Here is a 19,847-nt window from a genome sequence, read left to right as displayed (position 1 = left end):
TATTTATATTTATTATGTTGTTAACAAACCTGAGCGCCGCCAATCCACGTGCTAATGACTTGTTGTTGTGTGTTTAATTGTACAAAATCTGCTGGACTACCCAGTATTAATCGCCCGTGTGTGGCAGGCAACTTTAAATACTGAGCAGGATATAAACTCGCCATTTTAAGCGCTTGCGCTAATGGCTGTTTTAAATGAATCACAGTGTTTCTAACTGCGGTTGCCATATCAAGCGCAGAACCCGCCAACTCGCCTGTTGTAGAGGTGAGTTTACCATTCTCTAAGCTGACAGTTCGGTCAAAAAAAGCAAACTGAGTATCATCTGTTCCCACTGGTGGCATCGCATCAGTAACTAAAAATACGTGCCCTATTGGTTTTGCTTTTAATGCCAGTTGGCATGCTGCGTAATCAACATGATGGCCATCAACAATTAAGCCACAATAAGTATCATCATTTAATAATGCACAGCCAACCACTCCCGGCTCACGCCCTTGTAGTGGTGACATAGCATTATACAAATGCGTAAATCCGGTTGCCCCAGCATCAACGCCCTGTTGAGCCTGTTCAAAGCTTGCATTGGTATGACCTAAACAAACCTGAATCCCTAAATCGCGCATTTTGGTAATATCGCTTGGTAGTACATTTTCAGGCGCTAAGGTGACTACGACTTTACCTAAATCTTGACGAGATAACACCTGCCACTCTTGTTCAGAAATAGGACGAATAAAATCAGCGCTGTGAGCCCCCTTTTTTGCTACTGATAAGTGCGGCCCTTCAAAGTGAATACCAATAATACCTGGCGTTTGTTGGGCTATCGCCTGAGCAATTACATCGGCTGCTTGGCGCATTACTTCTACAGTGTCGGTAATTAACGTTGGCAGCATAGCAGTTGTACCGTATTTGGCATGTGCTAGCAGTATTTTTTTAACCCCTGCAACACTCCTAGTACGGTTAAACAACTCACCGCCACCGCCATTAACTTGTAGGTCAATAAAGCCAGGTGCGACTAAACCCGTTAGGTGCTCGTCTGCCTGCTGTACGTTATCATCTATTGCCGTAATAATACCCGCATCAACGCTTAGCACTTTGTCGTTAACAAAGTGCTCGCCATCAAAAAGCTCTGCTACATGAATTCGTTTAACTGACATTTATAATGTCCTTGTTACTTTTTTAAGCCCCTTTGGCTCATCAGGATTAAAACCACGGCTTAATGCCACTTTTGCCACATCAAGATAAAAACGCTGTAATACTAAAAATGGCGCCAATCGCGGATGTACTTTAACACCTTGTTGGTTAAGGCTAATCACTTGTGCACCGCGTTTTTTGACCTCAGCAATTTGCTGCTGATGTGACTCTTTGGTTTCATCATCAACCGAACAATCTAAAATCACTAACCCTTGCTCAACTAAGGTCACCGGACCATGTAAAAACTCCGCACTACTAAATGATTCAGCATGAATAGCACACACCTCTTTAAGCTTAAGTGCCATTTCTTTTGAGATAGAAAACCCTAAACCACGTGCCAATACCACCATATTTTTAATATTTGCAAACTCAGTAGGTTGTAGCTGAGTTGGCGAATCTATAATGGCATTAAGCGCGCTAGGTAACTCGTCAAGCCCTTGTGATAATGACTCATTTTGAGTCCAATTAGCAACAATATGTACTAGGGCTGATAACGTTGCCAAATAGCTTTTTGTTGCCGCCACCGAAATTTCATCGCCGGCTTTAAGAGGAACAAAATCATCGACTATGTCTTGTAGAGGTGACGCTTCATCGTTAACCAGCGCAATACAATAAGCGCCCGCCTCTTTCGCCATTTTTGCCTGGGCAAGAATGTCTGGGCTGCGTCCTGATTGAGAAATTACAATCACAACAGCGCCTTCAAGCTTTAATGTTTTACCATATACACTCGCCACTGATGGCGCTGCTGAACTGACGGGTACACCCGCTTCAATTTCAATTAAATACTTACCAAAAACGCCAGCATGATCTGATGAACCGCGACCAATCATCATAACCACCTTAGGGGCCATATCGCGAAGCTTATGACCAATTTTTTCCACTAAAGGTTGGTTGGCAATAATTTGCTTTTCAATAACATTTGGCGTTTGCGCCGCTTCTTTTTCCATTAGTGTGTTAAACATCATAACTCCTGGCTGCTGTAATTAACGTGCTGTTGTTTAGCGTAAAGTACAGACCCCATTTCTGGTGACGATAATGGGGCTGATAAAATAGCTTGTATGTCTGGGTCTAACCATGTTGTCATCACGGTTGATAAGCCACCAATAAACGAAAGCCTTGGTGGGTTTTTATCTAATAATTGTCGTGCAATGTCGCTTAAATAAGCGCCACCTTCTTTTAAAATGGCAATTGCTGTGGCATCGTTCGCCTGTGCTGATTGAAAAACACAACCTGCAAGTTGCGCAAAAAAGGCTGCAGGCTTATTGGCAATCACTTCAACAAGTTGCATTGCATCGCTGACTTCTAAATACTTCATTAACAAGTTAGTAAGCGCACCACTTGGGATTAATTTATCTAGGCTAAGCAGCACATACTGACAAGCAGTAAAGCCAATCCATGCACCACTGCCTTTGTCACCATGTGGAAAGCCATGACCACCAATCATAAACGATTGGCCATTAACGTATGAAAATCCACACGAACCAGTGCCAGCAATCATCACTGCGCCATCCTCGCCCTGATGAGCGCCCATACAAGCAATAAGTAAATCAGTAGTTAAGTGCATGGCTTTAAATGGGTGTTGCCATTGTGTCATTTGATTATGCAAACTTGGTAAGTTAACCCCTGCTAGGCCAACCCCTGCAATAAGCTCAGATAAAGGCATATCTTTAAGCCCTGCATCTTGTAATGCTAAACGCGCTGATTGCTCAATAGAATGAGTTGCTTGATTAAAACCATGTAACGGGTTACCTGGGCCTGCCACACCGGTGCCGACTATGTTATTACAGCTATTGACGATAATTGCTTTACATTTAGTGCCGCCGCCATCGATCCCCACAAAGAGTTGATTGTTTTTAATATTGTTGGTGATCATTTTTGCCTCTTAAGTTGTTCGACCGTTTTGCAAAACACTAAAATAAAGCCGGACTGTCATACTGTATGAATCTTATACTAACACAAATGACAGCGTTGTCATTATTTTTATTTACAAATAAATAACTTCTTCAATCGTCAATAATTTAACGGAAAAACGCACCTTAACGGTGCGTTACTTTAAGCTTTCTGCTTACACGACTAGCTGATGGAGTCTTAGATCGAACCCATACATCTTGTGTTACTTTGACAGGTTGTGTGTAGGTTTGCCATTGCTCATCACCTTGTTTGTATTCAATCACTAAACCAGGGTAAGCAATATTGGCGTACAACATGCTATTCTCAATTTTAGCACCTGCATTTGCAAGACGATAATGCACATCAGCACGTTCTAATTTGGCAAATTCTTTTAGCCCCATGGTAGCAGCAAAAGTTTGCCATTGCTGATCGCGCTGCTGCTTTAATTCAGGGCTAAAGCGATTTGTTTGTTGGCTGTAAACAAAGCCATTGTGATCATACGGTACCGCCCAATCTGCTTTATGCCAAGCGCGCTGTGCCAGCGATAATAATCGTGGGAATAGCTTATATTCAGCCATATTATTGGTACGCGTATTTTCGCTCCATAATTGACCCTGAATACCCACAAAGCGTTTATCTTTAGCTAAAGGCGCGGATACGATCTTGCCTTGCTCATCATGCTGTAATGTGTCATCAGCTACATAAGGCTTATCTTCTCTATCAAGCCAAAACTCAGCATGAATAGGCAAATTATCTGGCATAAACTGAAATATTTTCTCAGTATTTATGTGCCTTGAAGCCCAGTAATAACCATGCTCTTGTGGGTCTGCCTCATACGGAAAGTCAAAATACAGCACATCTGGCGACGAAAGCACTGCTTGCCAATTTCTATTGGCAAATTCATGTGCACGCTGATGGCCATTCCACATTAATAAATCCCAAATATTACCTTGCACAACCTCTGGCATATTCTCTGGGTTAGTATGCGATAAGCCATCGCTCCATGCTGCGGTTTCAATATTCATATCAGCCAACATATTAGCGATACGTTCAATAAAATAACTGCCCAGCTGACCTGCTTCGGTAATTTCTAACTTATTTTGTTTAATAAAATCAGCACAAGCAGGTGAATCGACCCATGCTCCGGCGGTTTCATCGGCACCTATGTGATAACGAGTTAGCGGATGCTGTGCCTCACTATGAATACTTTTTACTTGTTCCATTACTTCACGGATAAACGCATAGGATGAGTCTAAACACACATTAATGGTATTGTCGTTGTAGTGCTGTACCGACGAATAGAGCGTTGTATCAAGCGGGTCATACAGTAAAAACTGTTCGGCTTTTTGTTTATCGCCTTGTTGTATATATTTATTATAACGCGCTTGCATGGATTTAATCGCAGCGCGAGAATGCCCTGGCATATCAAGCGATGGGATCACCTGAATGTGACGCGCACTGGCCGCTTTAAGTATTTCTTGGTAATCAGCTACCGAATAATAGCCGTTTGCTGCACTTGAAGTATCAAGCCCTGCGCCTAGCTGTGGCATTAAACATTGCTGCTCGCTTTGATCAAAACAACGCTTTGCACCTATATCTGTAAGTTCAGGCAGTGATGGAATTTCTAAACGCCAGCCTTCATCATCACCTAAGTGTAAATGTAGCTTGTTAAGTTTATAAGCAGCCATTTGATCAAGTAACTTTAAAATAAAGCCTTTATCACGAAAGTTTCGCGCTACATCAACCAACACACCTCTAAACTGATAATGTGGTGCATCAATAACTTCTCCCACAGGTAATATATTACTGTTAACCCGATATAAGCTCGCTAAACTTTGCAGAGCATAAAAAACACCCGTTTCGTCAGTGGCATCAATAACAATCTCATCGGCTTTAATTGCTAATTTATAACTACCATTAAGCTGATCTTTTTTAACCTTGGAATTAAGTGTGACCTTAATTGCCGCTGCATCATCGTTTAAATTAATACCTAGTAGTTCCAGCCGCTCGATTGCAGCTAATACACTTGATTTATTAACTTCTGCATAATTAATATTAAGCCCTTGGCTAATATCAAGCGTTTGAGTTTGACTAAACTCGCTAACGCGTGGGGTGGGTATAATTTGCTGAGCAATGACATTACTCACTTGATTTTGCGAGGTTAAATAAGCTGAAAAGTCATACTTTTCATTACGCTCAAACAAGCGCTCAGCAGTAAGCCACTGTGTTTTGTCGCCCGCAGTACGTTTAAACTGACGAGTGTAATCGGTATAAGGTTCTATATGAGGTAATAGCTCTAAGCCCGTCTCTGGGTCAATTTTAGGCTTTGTACTTTCAATCACTTTAGCAGTGTCGTTATTATTCACCACGATATAGTTAGGAATAGCGTCGCTTTGCGATAATGACCAAAAATGCGCATAAAAAGCAATCGTTTTAGTCTCACCGGCTTTAAAGCCAGTAAACCCATCTTTAAGCTCAATGACATGAATATCACCATTAACGTGTTTAATAGTAAATTCATCGCTAATCGACTTTTGTATTGGCGTAATTTGACTAAAGTAAATTTTCCATTGGTCAACATTAATCGCCGAGTTGGCAGTTAAATGTAAATTCGCTTTAAAACAGTGACCGTTTTCAATATCTGGATCGCACTGTGCTGATGGGCGGTTATCAACTTGCTGATATTTTATTTGTAATGTTTTAGCAAGTAACTCCACCGCACTATCGTTTGCAGGGCTTAGCTGAACCGATGCCGTATTTTGTCCTTCAACATTGCCCTGACATGCACTTAAACCTAGTGCTAAGCAGCATGCTGTCAGTAATGATTTAATCTTCATTCGCTACTCTCCCTTTATTATTAACTTAGTCACTCAAGCATCTCTTTCAAATGCTAAAAATTAAATCGATTTTTGAATGCATTTATTCTTAGTGCGGTTAGTTTATAATGTACCATCAGCTAAAAAATATTTTATGCTTTAAATTAATCACTATTCATATCTAGTAATTGCTACCTTAGCCAAACAATCCACTACGTAGGTTCTAAATAATAATTAACATTGCGCTTTAATTTATGACAACGCTGTCATTAAGCTATTAATGTATCCTTTTTTTTCTTTTATAGCTACACAGAAGGGCAAAAAAGATACAAAAAATTTACAAGTGTGAGCTTAATATTCTTTTAAACCATTGTATTTAAATTAAATTTAAATATTACTAAATTATTACCTAAAACTTTATCTACCATTCTCACAAGAAAGGCGTATAAATTAACTGTTAATATTCAATGATGTCTTTATAATTTAGTCGTCAAATAATAAAAACCGAGTACTGTTAACTACTCTTGCTGTAGTCGTTAGCCGATAAAGATAAATTAGTACCTAAAATGATATATAAAGGTCTATTAAGCCTATGAGAACAACAATAAACGACGTGGCAAAAGATGCCGGGGTATCAATAAAAACGGTATCAAGAGTAATAAATAACGAAACCTCGGTCCGTGACAATACCCGTGAAAGAGTTATGGCATCAGTCGAAAAGTTGAACTTCCAGCCAAACTTAGCAGCAAGAAGTCTTGCAGGAACAAAAGCTTACAGCATAGCTTACATATACGACAATCCTAATGCGTACTACATTATCGACATGCAAAATGGTATTTTAGATGCGTGCAAAAAGCAGGGGTTTGAACTACTTATTCACCCATGTGATGCCAAAGAAGCGCATATTTTTGATGAAATTACTAATATGATCAAACGCACTCGTATCGCGGGAATCTTACTCACCCCACCCTTTTCTGAAATGCCTGAGTTTGTTGAAAAGCTAACTCAACTAGACCTAAAAGTTGTGCGTATTTTATCAGGGCACGACGCGCCTGACTCATTAACACCCTGTATTATGATTGACGATAATCTCGCCTCAAAGTCAATTACTGAGCATCTAATTAATAACGGCCACACGCGCATTGGCTTTTTAGCCGGTGGCAGCGAACATAACTCGACCAAAGAGCGCTTGGAAGGTTACAAAGCAGCGTTAACCCAATACGACATTACTATAGATCCAAGTTTAATTATTGATGGCGAATATTCATTTGAGTCGGGGGTTGAGGGCGCTAAAACACTCATTAGCCAAACAAATAGGCCAACCGCTATTGTCTCATGTAATGATGAAATAGCCGCCGGTGCGTTATTTGCAGCCAGATTAATGAACATTGATATACCCAGTGAACTTTCTATAACAGGGTTTGAGGATAGTCCATTCTCGCGTCAAACCTGGCCAAAACTCACCACCGCTCATCAGCCTAATAATAAAATTGCCGAAGATGCGGCCAGCTTGTTAATAGCCCAAATTCGTAATGGCAATGACCGCGATATTATAAAACTATACACTCCTGAGCTCGTCGTTAGAGACTCTACCGCACGTCCTCTTTAGCTTAGGTTAACCATATAATTCACTTCTGCGCTGTAACAAAGGGTCAGCGCAGAAGTGAATTAAAAACGGCCTACTTTTTGAATATACCTTCTGTATTACTGAGTTTATTTACAATAAAAAGCGCGGTAAGTTAAAACTTATCGCGCCATTACAAACTCTTCGAAGGTTAAAGCCACATGAGTTATTTTAGTAAATGAAAATTACCCCTCACTTATCGCTGTATTTAAACCGGCCTCAGCATCAGCGAGCATAGCAAACTCCTCATCTGCACTTTTGGCCACTAAATGTTTAGAGCTAAAGCCAAAGTAATACGCCGCACCGACTATAAACAGCACCATAGTGTATAAAAAAGCGCGGGGGTCAAAGGCGTACACACCAGTCAAAGCAATCAAGGATAGACACAATGCTATGCTTGAAGTGACAATGCCGCCAGGCGTTTTATAAGGTCGAGGTAAATCAGGTTGTTTTAAGCGCAACATTATATGACTGAACGCCATTAACGCATACGATACTGTTGCACCAACCACAGCCATAGCTAACATTAAATCGCCCTCACCACTTAGTGAAGCTAAAAAACCAAATACAGCAGGTACAATAAGCGCTCGTGCAGGCACTTTACGCACTGTAGTAATTGATAACGAACGCGGTAAATACCCCGCACGCGATAACGCAAACACCAATCGACTATAGCCATAAATAATAGAGAAAAATGAAGCCACCAGCCCCGCTAATCCCAGTATATTAACCACGGTTGCTAAATCGCTATTGCCCGTCGCATTTAACGCATCCACCAGCGGAACTGCGCTAGCGCCCATTGCTGTTGCACCTGCTGCGCCGGGTACTAACACAACCACTAATAACGCGGTAAACAATAAAAATACCATGGCGCCAATAATACCTTTAGGTACATCTTTAGCCGGATCTTTTGCCTCTTCAGCCGCCAATGGCACGCCTTCAACCGCTAAAAACAACCACATAGCAAAAGGTAATGCAGCCCATACCCCATACCAACCCAAAGGTAAAAATTCATTCGCACCTGCGGCATCTGTTACTGCAACATCAAATAAATTGGTAGCATCAAAATTTGTAATTAAAACCACTGCCGTTGCAACAATAGCCAGTACCGCTAAACCGCTTATGACCATCATTACTTTTAGCGCTTCACCTACTCCAGCTAAATGAATACCTACAAACACCAAATAAAATAGTGCATAAACCCATGGGCCATTGAACCCCGTTAACGCCTCCACTGCAGAGCCAATAAATATCACAATGGCGGCCGGTGCTAACGCATATTCAATTAATACCGCAAGACCGGTTAAATAACCACCCGTTGGCCCCATTGCTTGACGAGCAAAACTATAACCCCCTCCAGCAGCAGGAATAGCAGCCGACATTTCAGCCAGCGATAACACCAAAGTTAAATACATAATCGCCATTAGCACTGCCGCTATCGCGAAGCCGCCCCAGCCAGCTTCTGCAATACCAAAGTTCCACCCAGCAAAGTCACCTGAAATCACATACGATACCCCTAACCCTGCCAGCAATAACCAACCTGCAGTGCCACCTTTGAGCTGCCTTTTTGCTAAGTATTCTGAATTATTAGTAGACATAACATCCTCTTTATCGATATTTCATTTTTATTGTTAATTACCGTTATTCCGCATTTAAAAAATGACGGCTCGATTGTTGATGCTCAATCACATCATCCTGTGTCCGATCTTTTAAGTTCACTCCTGTTAGTTTTAATGTTTTAGCTTCATTTAATAAGTAGGCTGCCCGACTTGCCGCATCAATATAGGTCAAACCAGCAGGACGAATATTAGATATACAATTACGCAGCGAATCGTTAAGCCCTGTTTTAGGCTCCCAGGTTAAATAAAGCCCCAAGCTATCTGGTGAGCTAAGCCCCGGGCGTTCACCAATGAGCACCATCACAATTTGGGCATTCAATAACTCACCAATATCATCACCAATGGCTACTCGCCCTTGTTCAACTAAGGTGATTGGAGCAAGAGTAAGAGGCTTATTAACGCTCAACTGTGAAAGTAATTCAGTTATAAAAGGAGCTGCATTTTTTTGAACCGCCAACGATGACAAACCATCAACGACCACAATGGCTAAGTCATACTTTTCTTGGGTGCTTTGCTGTTGCTCAGCATCAAAATCAAGTAATAATTGACGACTATGCTCATTTAGCTTTCGACCTAAATCTGGTCGTTGTAAATAAGTAACTCTATCAACCGCTTGGCTATGTAAATGCAATACACGCGCATTAGCTGCATTAACAGTCGCTAACTTTGCTTTCATTCCATTGATATCAAGTGGAAAATTGACTGCATCGCGCGCTTGCGCATGCGACAGTTGAAACGCCAGCATTTCAGAGGTTGGTAAACTAATACCCGCTCGACCAAGTCCTATGCGGGCATCAGTAAACTGGCGTAAGTCACGCCATGGGTTGTGTACCACATTGCCATTATTTTTATGATCAGTATTAGCAAGGTCATTTGATTTAAAATCTGCAGTCATGAACGGCCTCCCGCCAGTGCATCTAACGGCTTAGCAAATGCCGCGGGAAGACTGTGCGATAAAGTAACATCGCTACTGTTTTTCATAATGTTCATGTTAGTAAGCCACTTTTCAAATTCTGGCGCGGGACGAGAGCCTAGAACTCGGCGCACGTATAACGCATCATGAAATGAGGTAGTTTGGTAATTGAGCATAATGTCATCAGAGCCCGGAATCCCCATCACAAACGAGCACCCAGCTACACCAAGCAGCGTAAGTAAATTATCCATATCATTTTGGTCAGCCTCGGCATGATTGGTGTAACACACGTCACATCCCATCGGAATACCCAGTAATTTGGCACAAAAATGATCCTCAAGCCCCGCGCGGGTAATTTCTTTGCCATCAAATAAATACTCCGGGCCTATAAATCCCACCACCGTATTAACTAATAGCGGATTAAATTTTCGTGCAACGGCATACGCGCGAGTTTCGCAGGTTTGCTGATCAAGCCCGTGATGAGCATTAGCCGAAAGCGAGCTGCCTTGCCCTGTTTCAAAATACATCACATTATTGCCTACCGTGCCACGCTTTAGACTCAGCGCGGCATCTTGTGCCTCAGCTAAAGTATTTAAACTAAAACCAAAACTCGAATTGGTGGCTTCTGTTCCACCAATAGACTGAAACACTAAATCAACTGGCGCCCCCGCTTCTATGCATTCAATCGTATTAGTGACATGGGTAAGCACACAGCTTTGGGTAGGAATTTCATATTTTTGAATCACCTCATCCATCAATGTCATCAATTTAATAGCCTGCGCCACGTTGTCGGTTGCGGGGTTTATACCTATCACCGCATCACCATTACCGTACAGCAACCCATCTAAAATACAGGCGGCAATGCCGTTAATATCATCTGTTGGGTGATTAGGTTGTAAACGCGTGGATAAATGCCCAGGTAAACCAATGGTGTTTCTAAATGCACTGGTTACATGGCATTTTTTAGCAATAAGGATAAGATCCTGATTACGCATTATTTTGCTAACAGCCGCAGCCATTTCCGGAGTGATCCCCTGTCTTACACTTGCAAGTACCGAGGGAGTTGCAAAGTCACTTAACAACCAATTACGAAAATCTCCCACGGTTAAATGAGCAATCGCCATAAATGCATTAGCATCGTGATCGTCCATAATTAAGCGAGTTATTTCATCGTCTTCATAAGCAATCAGTGCCTCATTTAAAAATGCCTTCAACGGAATATCCGCTAAGGTCATTTGGGCAACCGCTCGCTCTTGCGCTGATTGTGCAATAACACCCGCTAACCTGTCACCTGAGCGATGAGGAGTGGCTTTTGCCATTACTTGCGCCAAATTTTTAAAATTATACACCTGCGTGCCCAGTATATATCGGTACCTTTGCCCCATGATCTACTCCACATAACAACTAGTTCAAACCTTGGTACAGGTTTTGCTGACCTATAAGCTATAAATCAATTTTGTTTAGTTTCAAGAGAGCTTAATTCATACCAAGACACTATCGAATTTTGGCAAATCATCATTTTTAGCTTTATTTCATATAGTTAACTATAGTTACAGGTGGTAACTTAATCTTAATAAAAATAAAAAAAGCAAAGAGTAACTCCATTATGACACAGCAAGATTTAGCTAGCGCACCACAAAAGAGCATGGTGCATACCCAAGATATAGATGAGCAAGCGCATAATCTAACGCAGTGGCAGCAAAAATATGATCAGCTCAGTGATGGGCGATTTTTTGGGTGTATAGAAAGCGTGGATTATTCTAATATTCATGCATTTGAAGAATACACAGAGCGTGCTCTTCACCAACAATGCGCAATAGCGCCACGATCTATTTGGCTTGGGATCCCAAAGCAGTCGCAGCAGAGCAAAATTAATGGCTTAAATGTGGCAAGTAATCAATTTATGTGTCGCACTAGTGAGAGTAACTTTGAGCTTATTACACCTGAGCAGTTTAATATTTATGGTTTAGTAATAGACATGCAATCGTTAGAATATATGGCTCAGATACAAGGGATGCACTTAAAAAATATAACGTCTTCAGGTACTGAGCGACTGACAACATGCAACGCCATGCTAAAAAGTGCCCGGAGTATAATAAACAGTATGGTTAGCAACAACGCTTTTGGCCTAAATGCCGATTTACAGCAAGATATGCTTAATATGTTGGTATTACATTTACTAAACGAACAGACTCCGTGTCAACGCATCGCTCCCAGTTATAAACACCGCAAAGCGGTCGTTGATAAAGTTAAAGATTATATAAAAGCGCATCCACAAAACACGGTAACAATTACTCAATTATGCGAACTCACCTTTGTGAGCAGGCGTACCTTACAATATAGTTTTGAGAGTATTTTAGGGATAAACCCACTGCGGTTTTTACGTTTAACTCGATTAAATAATGTTAGAAGAGAGCTAAAATTAGCAAAGCAAGATAAACCCATTTCTGTGGTTGCTGCCAATTGGGGGTTTTGGCATGCAGGGCAATTTACCAAAGACTACACACAATTATTTGGTGAGAACCCTTCGCAAACAGTTAGCAACCATGCTTCTTACCTGAAAGATTCTAAATCGATAATACATGGATAACGAGGGTACGGCTTCGAGCTTCGAGCTGCGGGAGGCGCTGCGCTGAAAGAATAGATTTAAGGGCTGATATGACTAGGTGCTAGACTGTTTGCACAAGCTCGCTACTCGTCACTCGAAGCCCGTTGCCTTCTCATTTACTCCTCATTCACTTCTCTTTGTGCAAACATGTTTTAAGTGATTAATTCACAAAGAGGTCATGAGACGCTGCGCGGAAAGAGAAGGCTAAAGGTGCTAGGTTGTGTTCGCTGCTCGTGACTCGAAACCCGTCGCTCGAAGCCAGCCTTATTCCGGTAAGTCAAAAGCCCTATTTGATCGGTGCTAATTAAGCCGCGATTAAATAGGACTCTTGTCCTGTATGTTTGTTGTTACGTTTAAACGAACCTTTACCTTTTTTAGCTTTAACCACTTGCGGTTTAAATACTTTAGAGGTTACCAGTGCCGCCAATGCGTTGTGCTTTATCACTCCTCGACCGGTGTCTACTGCGGATTTATTAACCGCTTTTGCTTTGCCTTTTTTAGCCATTTGTTTTTTCCTATTAGTAAAATGGGAGGGATACATATCCCACACTGATATTGATGGCGATTGTATGCTTAATTTTCAAGCATGCAACCATTTTTAATGTCTTTTTCAATGTTTTTTAAGCATAAAAAAAGCGCCGTTTAAAACGGCGCCTTTGCTGGTTAATTTAGGGTCTGTTGACCTTTCAAGGTTAAATTTGCAGCAGCCTGTTTGGTATTTAGGCAAGGCAGCGCCTATGTAGTGTGGTTATTCCCCATAAATAGGCGATAACGCAGCATCAATGCCAAACAGGCGCTGCCCGAAGGGTTCTGCCTAGGGGCGATTTACTCTTTGTTACTCGGTTTTGACTTAGCCCACTAGGTTACAAACTTCGCGCCGCGATTAAACCGCCCCTAGTTTGAACAAATTTTAATCCGCAAAGGTCAACAGACCCTAGTTTAAAATTAAAAGCTAAAGCTTAGTTTTGCATAGTAACTACGGCCATCAAAACCGTATGGTACTGCACGTAGCGGGTATTTAAATGCCCCATTTGAGATCGCATTTAGTACTTCATCATCACCTAATTCATCCGGTGTTTCATCAAATACGTTGTCTGCTCCAACCGATAACGAAAACATCTCATTAATTTCATAGCTTACGTTTAAATCTACGAGTACTGCAGTCTCTACGGTACTCGTCGCTTTAAACGAGCCATCTGTTGCAAGCTCAATATGGTCATTACCAAAGTACTTCACATCAGTTTCGCCAAAGTAATTAAAGCGGATCATTGCGCTGTAGGCATCACGCTCATAATCAAAGGTAAGCGTCGCACGTTCACCCGGTTGTCCGTCGGTTAAAAAGCTACTTTGAATGTCATCAAGTGCTACACTTTTTGGAATGCCGGGAGCTGCATTCACACTATCAATTTTAGTTTCGTTTAAATTACCCGCAAACGTAGCAGAAAAATTACCGTCATATAAATCAGTGCGGTATGACGCAATAATGTCCACACCTTGAGTGGTTGAATTCACTGAGTTTGAAAAGTAATTCGCCTGCACCGCACCCGTTGCTTGCAGAGCAGCAACCGCCTCAGGACTAAACGCCACATCATCAGCCGATAACAAGCTGCCTAATGTAATACGGTCTTCAATTTCTACACGGTAAAAATCCACCGTTAACGATAAATCACTGGTCACATCGTAAACAAAACCGGCACTGTAGTTAGTTGATGTTTCAAGCTTTAATGTATCAACGCCTAAAGCAGCAGGAAATGCAGAGCCCGTTGTCGCAGTAAACGACTGACTTAACGTGCCGTCAGACCCTAAGTTAGTGGTAAACGCAGTGTAACCACTTTGCTGTAATGATGGCGCTCTAAAGCCCGTTGATAACGCACCACGTACTGCAAAGTCATCATTAAATTCATAACGTGTTGCTACTTTACCTATGATGTCGTCACCCGCATTCGAAAAATCTTCATAGCGAAGAGCACCGCTCACATTCCATGCATCGCTTAACATGGTTTCTGCATCTACATATACTGCGTAACTATCACGATCGCTTTTGTTTGAAGCTTCAGGACGAAGACCGTTATAAGCTTGAAAACCACATTGTGCAAATTGACTCGGATCGTTCACCGATGGGTATGAGGTATCCGTGTTGGCTGCTCCACATGCGTATGATGCCACCTCACCTGGTACAATTTCATAGTTTTCTTTACGGTATTCAGCGCCAATTGAAACATAAACAGGCTCACTGCGACCAATATCAACAATTCCGTTTATATCTGCATTAAACGTTGTTTGATCAAATCTAAAGCCACCCGAATAACCCTCTGTTGGGCCAGCATTCGCGGCTATATCGGCATCGCTTGCACCCGGATTATTAAATAAATACTCCGCCGCGTATGACGCATTTAAAGTATTTCGTGAGGTAAAATCGTATTGATTTTCACCGTAAACAGCAGAAACATCGTAGGTCCAATCAGAGTTAATTTCACCTTTAAAACCAACTGCTACCGAAATATCTTGTGCTTCATTGTCGATTTGCGGTAAAAAACCATCGCTGTAAACTTGCGTTACGTTTTTAGACGCTTCATTAAAGTTACGGTAAAAGCCGTTGCCTAGTGCCGTGCGCTCAGAGTAACCACCAAATGAGTAAAGCTCTCCTTCACCCATTGGCAGGGCCATATTGTAAAATACCGAAGTGAATTCACTCTCTGCATTACCTTGTCCCCAACGTACTTCGTCAGATAAAGTACCTGGTGCAACATTAAGTGACCCACCCGTATCTCGCTCTGCGCGGTTAGTTTTATCTGCATCACGGTACTCAAGCGATAAATTTATAAAACCGCCCTCATTACCTAATTCAAAACCACGGTTTAAACCGGCTGAAATTGTTTCTCCATCACCTTCTGCCGTTTCGCCATATTGTACGTAACCGGTGGTTAAATCTGTTGAATCATTAAGTGATAAGTTGATAACCCCTGCAATTGCATCAGAGCCATACTGAGCCGCCGCACCATCACGTAACACTTCAACTCCTTTTAAAGCAATAAGCGGAATCGCATTCATATCAGTACCGGCAGAGCCACCGCCCACAGTACTTGTTAAACCAAAAATAGATTGATTATGACGGCGTTTACCGTTGACTAAAACCAGCGTTTGGTCTGGTTGTAAGCCGCGTAATGTAGCAGGGCGAAATAAATCAGAACCATCAGAAACCTGTGTTCGTGAGAAGTTAAATGACGGCGCCGTTGCCTGTAAGCTCTGCCCAAGCTCGGTAAAGCCGCCTTTGTTTAAATCATCTGCGTCAATTAAATCAATAGGTGATGACGACTCAGTGGCAGTTCGGTTTGAAACTCGCGATCCTAAAACAGATATTTGTTCGATATTTTTTTCAGCTTTAGCTGACGCTTCTTGTGCATTAACCATACTTGGCGCACTAAAGGCAAAAGCAACTGCTACAGCCAAGGTGTTTAAACGATATGTTGACATAATGATGACCCTGTTTTGTGTATTCTTATAATGTGTGTAGGGTATATGCATGTATCCCCTTGCCAACATCCTAGCAACATACACAAACAAAAAGAAACAAAAAATTTGATAAAATTGGCATAAGAATGCAAATAACTTTAAAAACAGGAAAATAACACCTTTAAAAGCTCAAAATACGCCCAAATTAGCAATTTAATATCTCACCCACAGAAGTTAATACAATGTTAACCATAAGGATTTTCTTTATAATTATTAAAAACATCAACATTGTATGTTTTTCATACCGCACTGAGCGTAAAACGTACTTACAATAACGTTTTATACGGTTTTTATTAGACTAAAGTAGATAATAAAAAATAAGAAAGGGAACTCAGAAGAGATTATAAATAGGTGGTTGTGTAGTACAGCCCGTTTATTATACGTTATTTTATATAGGGCCTATTTAAGATGTATAACTATGCCAATCAAATTCACTAATAACATGGCAAAGTAAAGGGTCTACGCCTTTTGAGTCACAGTATGCACGTAATTGCATGGGGGGTTGCTCGTCAAAAATAATTTGCCAAACTATATACAACATGTGATTAAACAGAGTTAACTCATTATCATCAGTGCCATCTAAATCGTGGCAACTCATTAATAAGTTACATATTTTTGTGTCGTATCCCCATAACTTTAAAACGTAGGCAGAAATAAAATTGGCACTTACGTATCCATCGCTGATGGTTTGCGCATGCTCATCTGACACATCGCTTTGAGCTTGAGATAATAAAATGATCTTGCCGACAAAACTCAATAACGCCACTGAAAATAATAATTCTTGATCATGCAAGTTAAAACCAGCCAACTTTGCAAAATCCTTAACACAACTAGCGTAATTCGCCGCTATATTCAATTGCTTTTCATGCACATCAACAGGAATAGACGATTCAAAGTTTTTAGCAACCAATAAAGAAGTGGTGATAGCCATTAATATCGTGGTACCGAGCCTCGAAACAGCCTCATCTATTGACGATGTTGGCCTTACAAAACCAAGATAAGCGGAGTTTGCAAGTTGCAACAATTTAGCCGTTATTATTGGCTCTTGAGAAACAACATGGGCAATATCATGTAAATCAAATTCATCGCTTTGTACTAAGTCTCTGAGCTCTTTTAAAATAAGAGGATAAACAGGAAAACTGACCATAGCCCCTAACTGTCTACGCACATTATAAGCAAAAGGCAATGACTTTAACGCCGCCACATTATTAAAAAGTGCAGCTATGTCTGCCTCATTAAACGGTTTAGCAAGATAAGCATGAACAATATTAGGTTGTTGTATCATAGTACTCAACCTCATATCACCGGTAAGTAATGCTCTAACCGGATAGGGGTTCTTTGAAGAGCATTGCTCTAAAATATCAAGCCCATTCATTTGCGGCATTAAATAATCACTCAATACTAAATCAACGTCTTTTGTGGTACTTAAAAGTTGCCAAAACTCATCAATATCCGCAGTCGTTATGATATCAACCTCTGGGAATGCTCGATGAATAGTTCTTTGCAATACTTTTAATAAAAAAGCATCGTCATCTAAAATGATTACTTTAATCGCTTTCATTTAGCACCTTGAGTGTTTGCATGGTTTAAATAATTACAAAAATCATCTGATTCTAAAGGCTGCGAATAGTAATAACCTTGTATGTAGTCACAGCCTAATTTTTTAATTATTTCGCATTCAAAGGCAGTTTCTACTCCCTCAGCTATCACTACAAGCTCAAGATCATGAGACATACGCGTAATATTACGAATCATACTTTGCATCGCTAAAGACGATTCAATATCAGTAATAAGCGCTTTATCCAGTTTAACCCCATCTACTGGCAGTTTAGAAAGGTAACCAAGTGATGAATAACCCACGCCAAAATCATCAATCAATAGCTTAACCCCTAACTTTTTTAACCTTTTTAATTGTTGTTCGCAAGCAGAAAAATCTTCTATCAAATAGGTTTCTGTTAACTCAAAAACCAACTGTGATGACTCTAAACCATTGCAGCTTAAACATTCCAGCACATAGTCAATCAAACCGGGATCATCTTTTAATTGCCTAGCAGATAAGTTAATAGCCAACACGCTCACACCTATATTGTTATCACCCCAATATTTTAGCGTTTTACAGCTTTGAGAAATAACCCAACGCCCTATTGGTATTATCTGGCCATCACATTCAGCAATCGGAATAAAATGAGCAGGAGGAACCCAACCATATTTACTTGGCTCATACCAGCGAATGAGCGCCTCAGCACTGTGTACTTGTCCTGTTTCAATGTTAACTTTTGGCTGAAAACGTAGTGACAGTTCATCTTTATTTACCGCGATTAGTAATAAACGGCTTAACTCAAAATTCTTTCTATAGTCGGCTACTAGCTGAGGATCAAATCGGGAAAAAATACGCTGCTGCTCACCTAATTGATAATTCAACGTCAACTGCATCTGATTTACGAGTTCTTTTCCTTCTAAATTATCCTCAGGAAACAAACCATACACACCATATAGCTGCACATGAGCGTCAATATATTTTCTGGGTAGAATTTTATTTAACTGCTCAATCGCTTTATTTAAATCACTTAAAACTTCACTATCAGATTTAATTTCCGGAACAAATAATACAAATCGATCGGCGCTCTTATGAAAAACTTTGACAGATTTCTCCGATACGCTTTTTAACACTTTCAAAACCAATTTTATAAGGTGGTTGCCATCTTCTGCACCTAGCAAATCATTAATTAATTGAAACTGGGCAATACCTATATAAACTAAGGCATAACATTTTTTATTCGCTTCACACAGCGTTAAATGATGGTAAAAGTCAGACTCGTTGGTTACCACCGACTGTGTTCTAGTAAGTTGAAAAATGTTACTCATGCTATTTGAGTTGCTCGATAATTTTAAGAGTTGAAAATAATCATCATTTAAACAACGCTCTATCATAACTTCTTCGTTTTTAGCTAGATCAGAGGCGTGTGCATAATTAATAAAAAGTGTACTGCTTTTCTTATCAACAAATGACTGACTTACTGATTTGTTTTGAGCTGTATCTAAATAAGCGAGGTGTTTATTTTCATATAAATGAATATCTGGAATAATTTCAGCTGCAGGTGCATTAAAACGATTTATAATACCGTTATTGTCTATTTCTATTAAGCCAGACATACTGCCCATTAATAATTGATCTCTTACTCTTTTTGCTCGGCGCTGTTCATATTTAACTTTCGCTTCGCTGATGTTCTCAAGTAACTCACTATCGACCCATGGCTTTTCTAAAAAACGAAATACTAACCCCTGATTCAGTAACTCAACCACAGACTTAAAATCAGCATACCCACTCAGTACTAGGTTTACACTATCAGGCCAGCGACTTTTAACTTGGCGTAATAAATCAGCGCCGTTCATTTCTGGCATTCTAAAATCAGTAATGATTATCTCAATTTGATTAGCCGCTAATACTTCAAGTGCCTCAAAACCAGAGGATGCCGTCAGCACATCATAACCAGAACGAGCAAGTACTCGCTTTAAAGATTTCAATACATTGAGTTCATCGTCTACTAATAAAATTCGCAAAGCCACTATCTACACCTCAAAATGGGGTTGTACTCTTGCTAACTTGATTGTTCTTCTAAGTACCCTTTGCTAAGCAACCAAAAATGTTCACATCAGCACAAGTATGTTGTATCTAACT

General features: G+C 40.6%; 13 protein-coding genes. 2 read left to right on the top strand and 11 right to left on the bottom strand.

What is annotated here, in order from left to right; all coding sequences use genetic code 11:
* Window positions 1-20: 20 nt before the first annotated feature.
* The 4 genes from nagA to ACZ5WS_RS18280 all read right to left on the bottom strand — a co-directional run bounded on the left by nagA (window position 21) and on the right by ACZ5WS_RS18280 (window position 5,912).
* Window positions 21-1,148 (bottom strand): N-acetylglucosamine-6-phosphate deacetylase, encoded by a 1,128-nt coding sequence (gene nagA / locus ACZ5WS_RS18295; RefSeq protein WP_464711738.1) that lies wholly within the window; start codon window positions 1,146-1,148, stop codon window positions 21-23.
* The gene (gene nagB-II, locus ACZ5WS_RS18290; RefSeq protein WP_464711736.1) at window positions 1,149-2,147 is read right to left on the bottom strand and encodes a glucosamine-6-phosphate deaminase NagB-II; all 999 of its coding nucleotides are present in this window, start codon (window positions 2,145-2,147) and stop codon (window positions 1,149-1,151) included.
* Window positions 2,147-3,058 (bottom strand): N-acetylglucosamine kinase, encoded by a 912-nt coding sequence (nagK, locus tag ACZ5WS_RS18285; protein WP_075170065.1) that lies wholly within the window; start codon window positions 3,056-3,058, stop codon window positions 2,147-2,149. Before nagK ends, nagB-II begins: the two co-directional genes overlap by 1 nt.
* A gap of 163 nt (window positions 3,059-3,221) precedes the next feature.
* Window positions 3,222-5,912: a family 20 glycosylhydrolase gene (locus tag ACZ5WS_RS18280; RefSeq protein ID WP_464711734.1), complete on the bottom strand. Its 2,691-nt coding sequence runs from the start codon at window positions 5,910-5,912 to the stop codon at window positions 3,222-3,224.
* 571 nt (window positions 5,913-6,483) lie between these two features.
* On the opposite strand from ACZ5WS_RS18280, the gene ACZ5WS_RS18275 reads away from it, so the two are divergent.
* Window positions 6,484-7,500, top strand: coding sequence for a LacI family DNA-binding transcriptional regulator (locus ACZ5WS_RS18275; protein ID WP_138569819.1), 1,017 nt, complete (start codon window positions 6,484-6,486; stop codon window positions 7,498-7,500).
* A 200-nt stretch (window positions 7,501-7,700) separates the two neighbouring features.
* Here the strand turns inward: ACZ5WS_RS18275 and eat are convergent, their stop codons facing one another.
* Genes eat through ACZ5WS_RS18260 form a run of 3 tightly spaced genes read right to left on the bottom strand, consistent with a single transcriptional unit; the run spans window position 7,701 to window position 11,432 of the window.
* Window positions 7,701-9,113, bottom strand: coding sequence for an ethanolamine permease (gene eat, locus ACZ5WS_RS18270; RefSeq protein WP_008114357.1), 1,413 nt, complete (start codon window positions 9,111-9,113; stop codon window positions 7,701-7,703).
* A 43-nt stretch (window positions 9,114-9,156) separates the two neighbouring features.
* Window positions 9,157-10,029: an ethanolamine ammonia-lyase subunit EutC gene (eutC, locus tag ACZ5WS_RS18265; protein ID WP_464711732.1), complete on the bottom strand. Its 873-nt coding sequence runs from the start codon at window positions 10,027-10,029 to the stop codon at window positions 9,157-9,159.
* Window positions 10,026-11,432, bottom strand: coding sequence for an ethanolamine ammonia-lyase subunit EutB (locus tag ACZ5WS_RS18260; RefSeq protein ID WP_198522875.1), 1,407 nt, complete (start codon window positions 11,430-11,432; stop codon window positions 10,026-10,028). Before ACZ5WS_RS18260 ends, eutC begins: the two co-directional genes overlap by 4 nt.
* A gap of 221 nt (window positions 11,433-11,653) precedes the next feature.
* Here ACZ5WS_RS18260 and ACZ5WS_RS18255 point away from each other — a divergent pair, with 221 nt between their 5' ends.
* Window positions 11,654-12,637 carry a helix-turn-helix domain-containing protein gene (locus tag ACZ5WS_RS18255; protein WP_198522876.1) on the top strand — a complete coding sequence of 328 codons (984 nt, stop codon included), beginning with the start codon at window positions 11,654-11,656 and terminating at the stop codon, window positions 12,635-12,637.
* Between the two features lie 322 nt (window positions 12,638-12,959).
* Here ACZ5WS_RS18255 and arfA read toward each other — a convergent pair whose 3' ends face one another.
* The 4 genes from arfA to ACZ5WS_RS18235 form a co-directional block, all read right to left on the bottom strand.
* A complete protein-coding gene (gene arfA, locus ACZ5WS_RS18250; protein WP_464711729.1) occupies window positions 12,960-13,160 on the bottom strand; it encodes an alternative ribosome rescue factor ArfA in 201 nt (66 codons plus the stop codon).
* 440 nt (window positions 13,161-13,600) lie between these two features.
* The gene (locus ACZ5WS_RS18245) at window positions 13,601-16,129 is read right to left on the bottom strand and encodes a TonB-dependent receptor plug domain-containing protein (protein ID WP_198522877.1); all 2,529 of its coding nucleotides are present in this window, start codon (window positions 16,127-16,129) and stop codon (window positions 13,601-13,603) included.
* A gap of 442 nt (window positions 16,130-16,571) precedes the next feature.
* Complete coding sequence (locus ACZ5WS_RS18240) at window positions 16,572-17,729, bottom strand: HDOD domain-containing protein (RefSeq protein ID WP_464711726.1); 1,158 nt, start codon at window positions 17,727-17,729, stop codon at window positions 16,572-16,574.
* Window positions 17,726-19,735 carry an EAL domain-containing response regulator gene (locus tag ACZ5WS_RS18235; protein ID WP_464711724.1) on the bottom strand — a complete coding sequence of 670 codons (2,010 nt, stop codon included), beginning with the start codon at window positions 19,733-19,735 and terminating at the stop codon, window positions 17,726-17,728. Before ACZ5WS_RS18235 ends, ACZ5WS_RS18240 begins: the two co-directional genes overlap by 4 nt.
* Window positions 19,736-19,847 lie beyond the last annotated feature (112 nt).

This window comes from Pseudoalteromonas sp. 11L1 (assembly GCF_055397545.1).
This window is presented reverse-complemented; position numbering and strand designations above follow the sequence as displayed.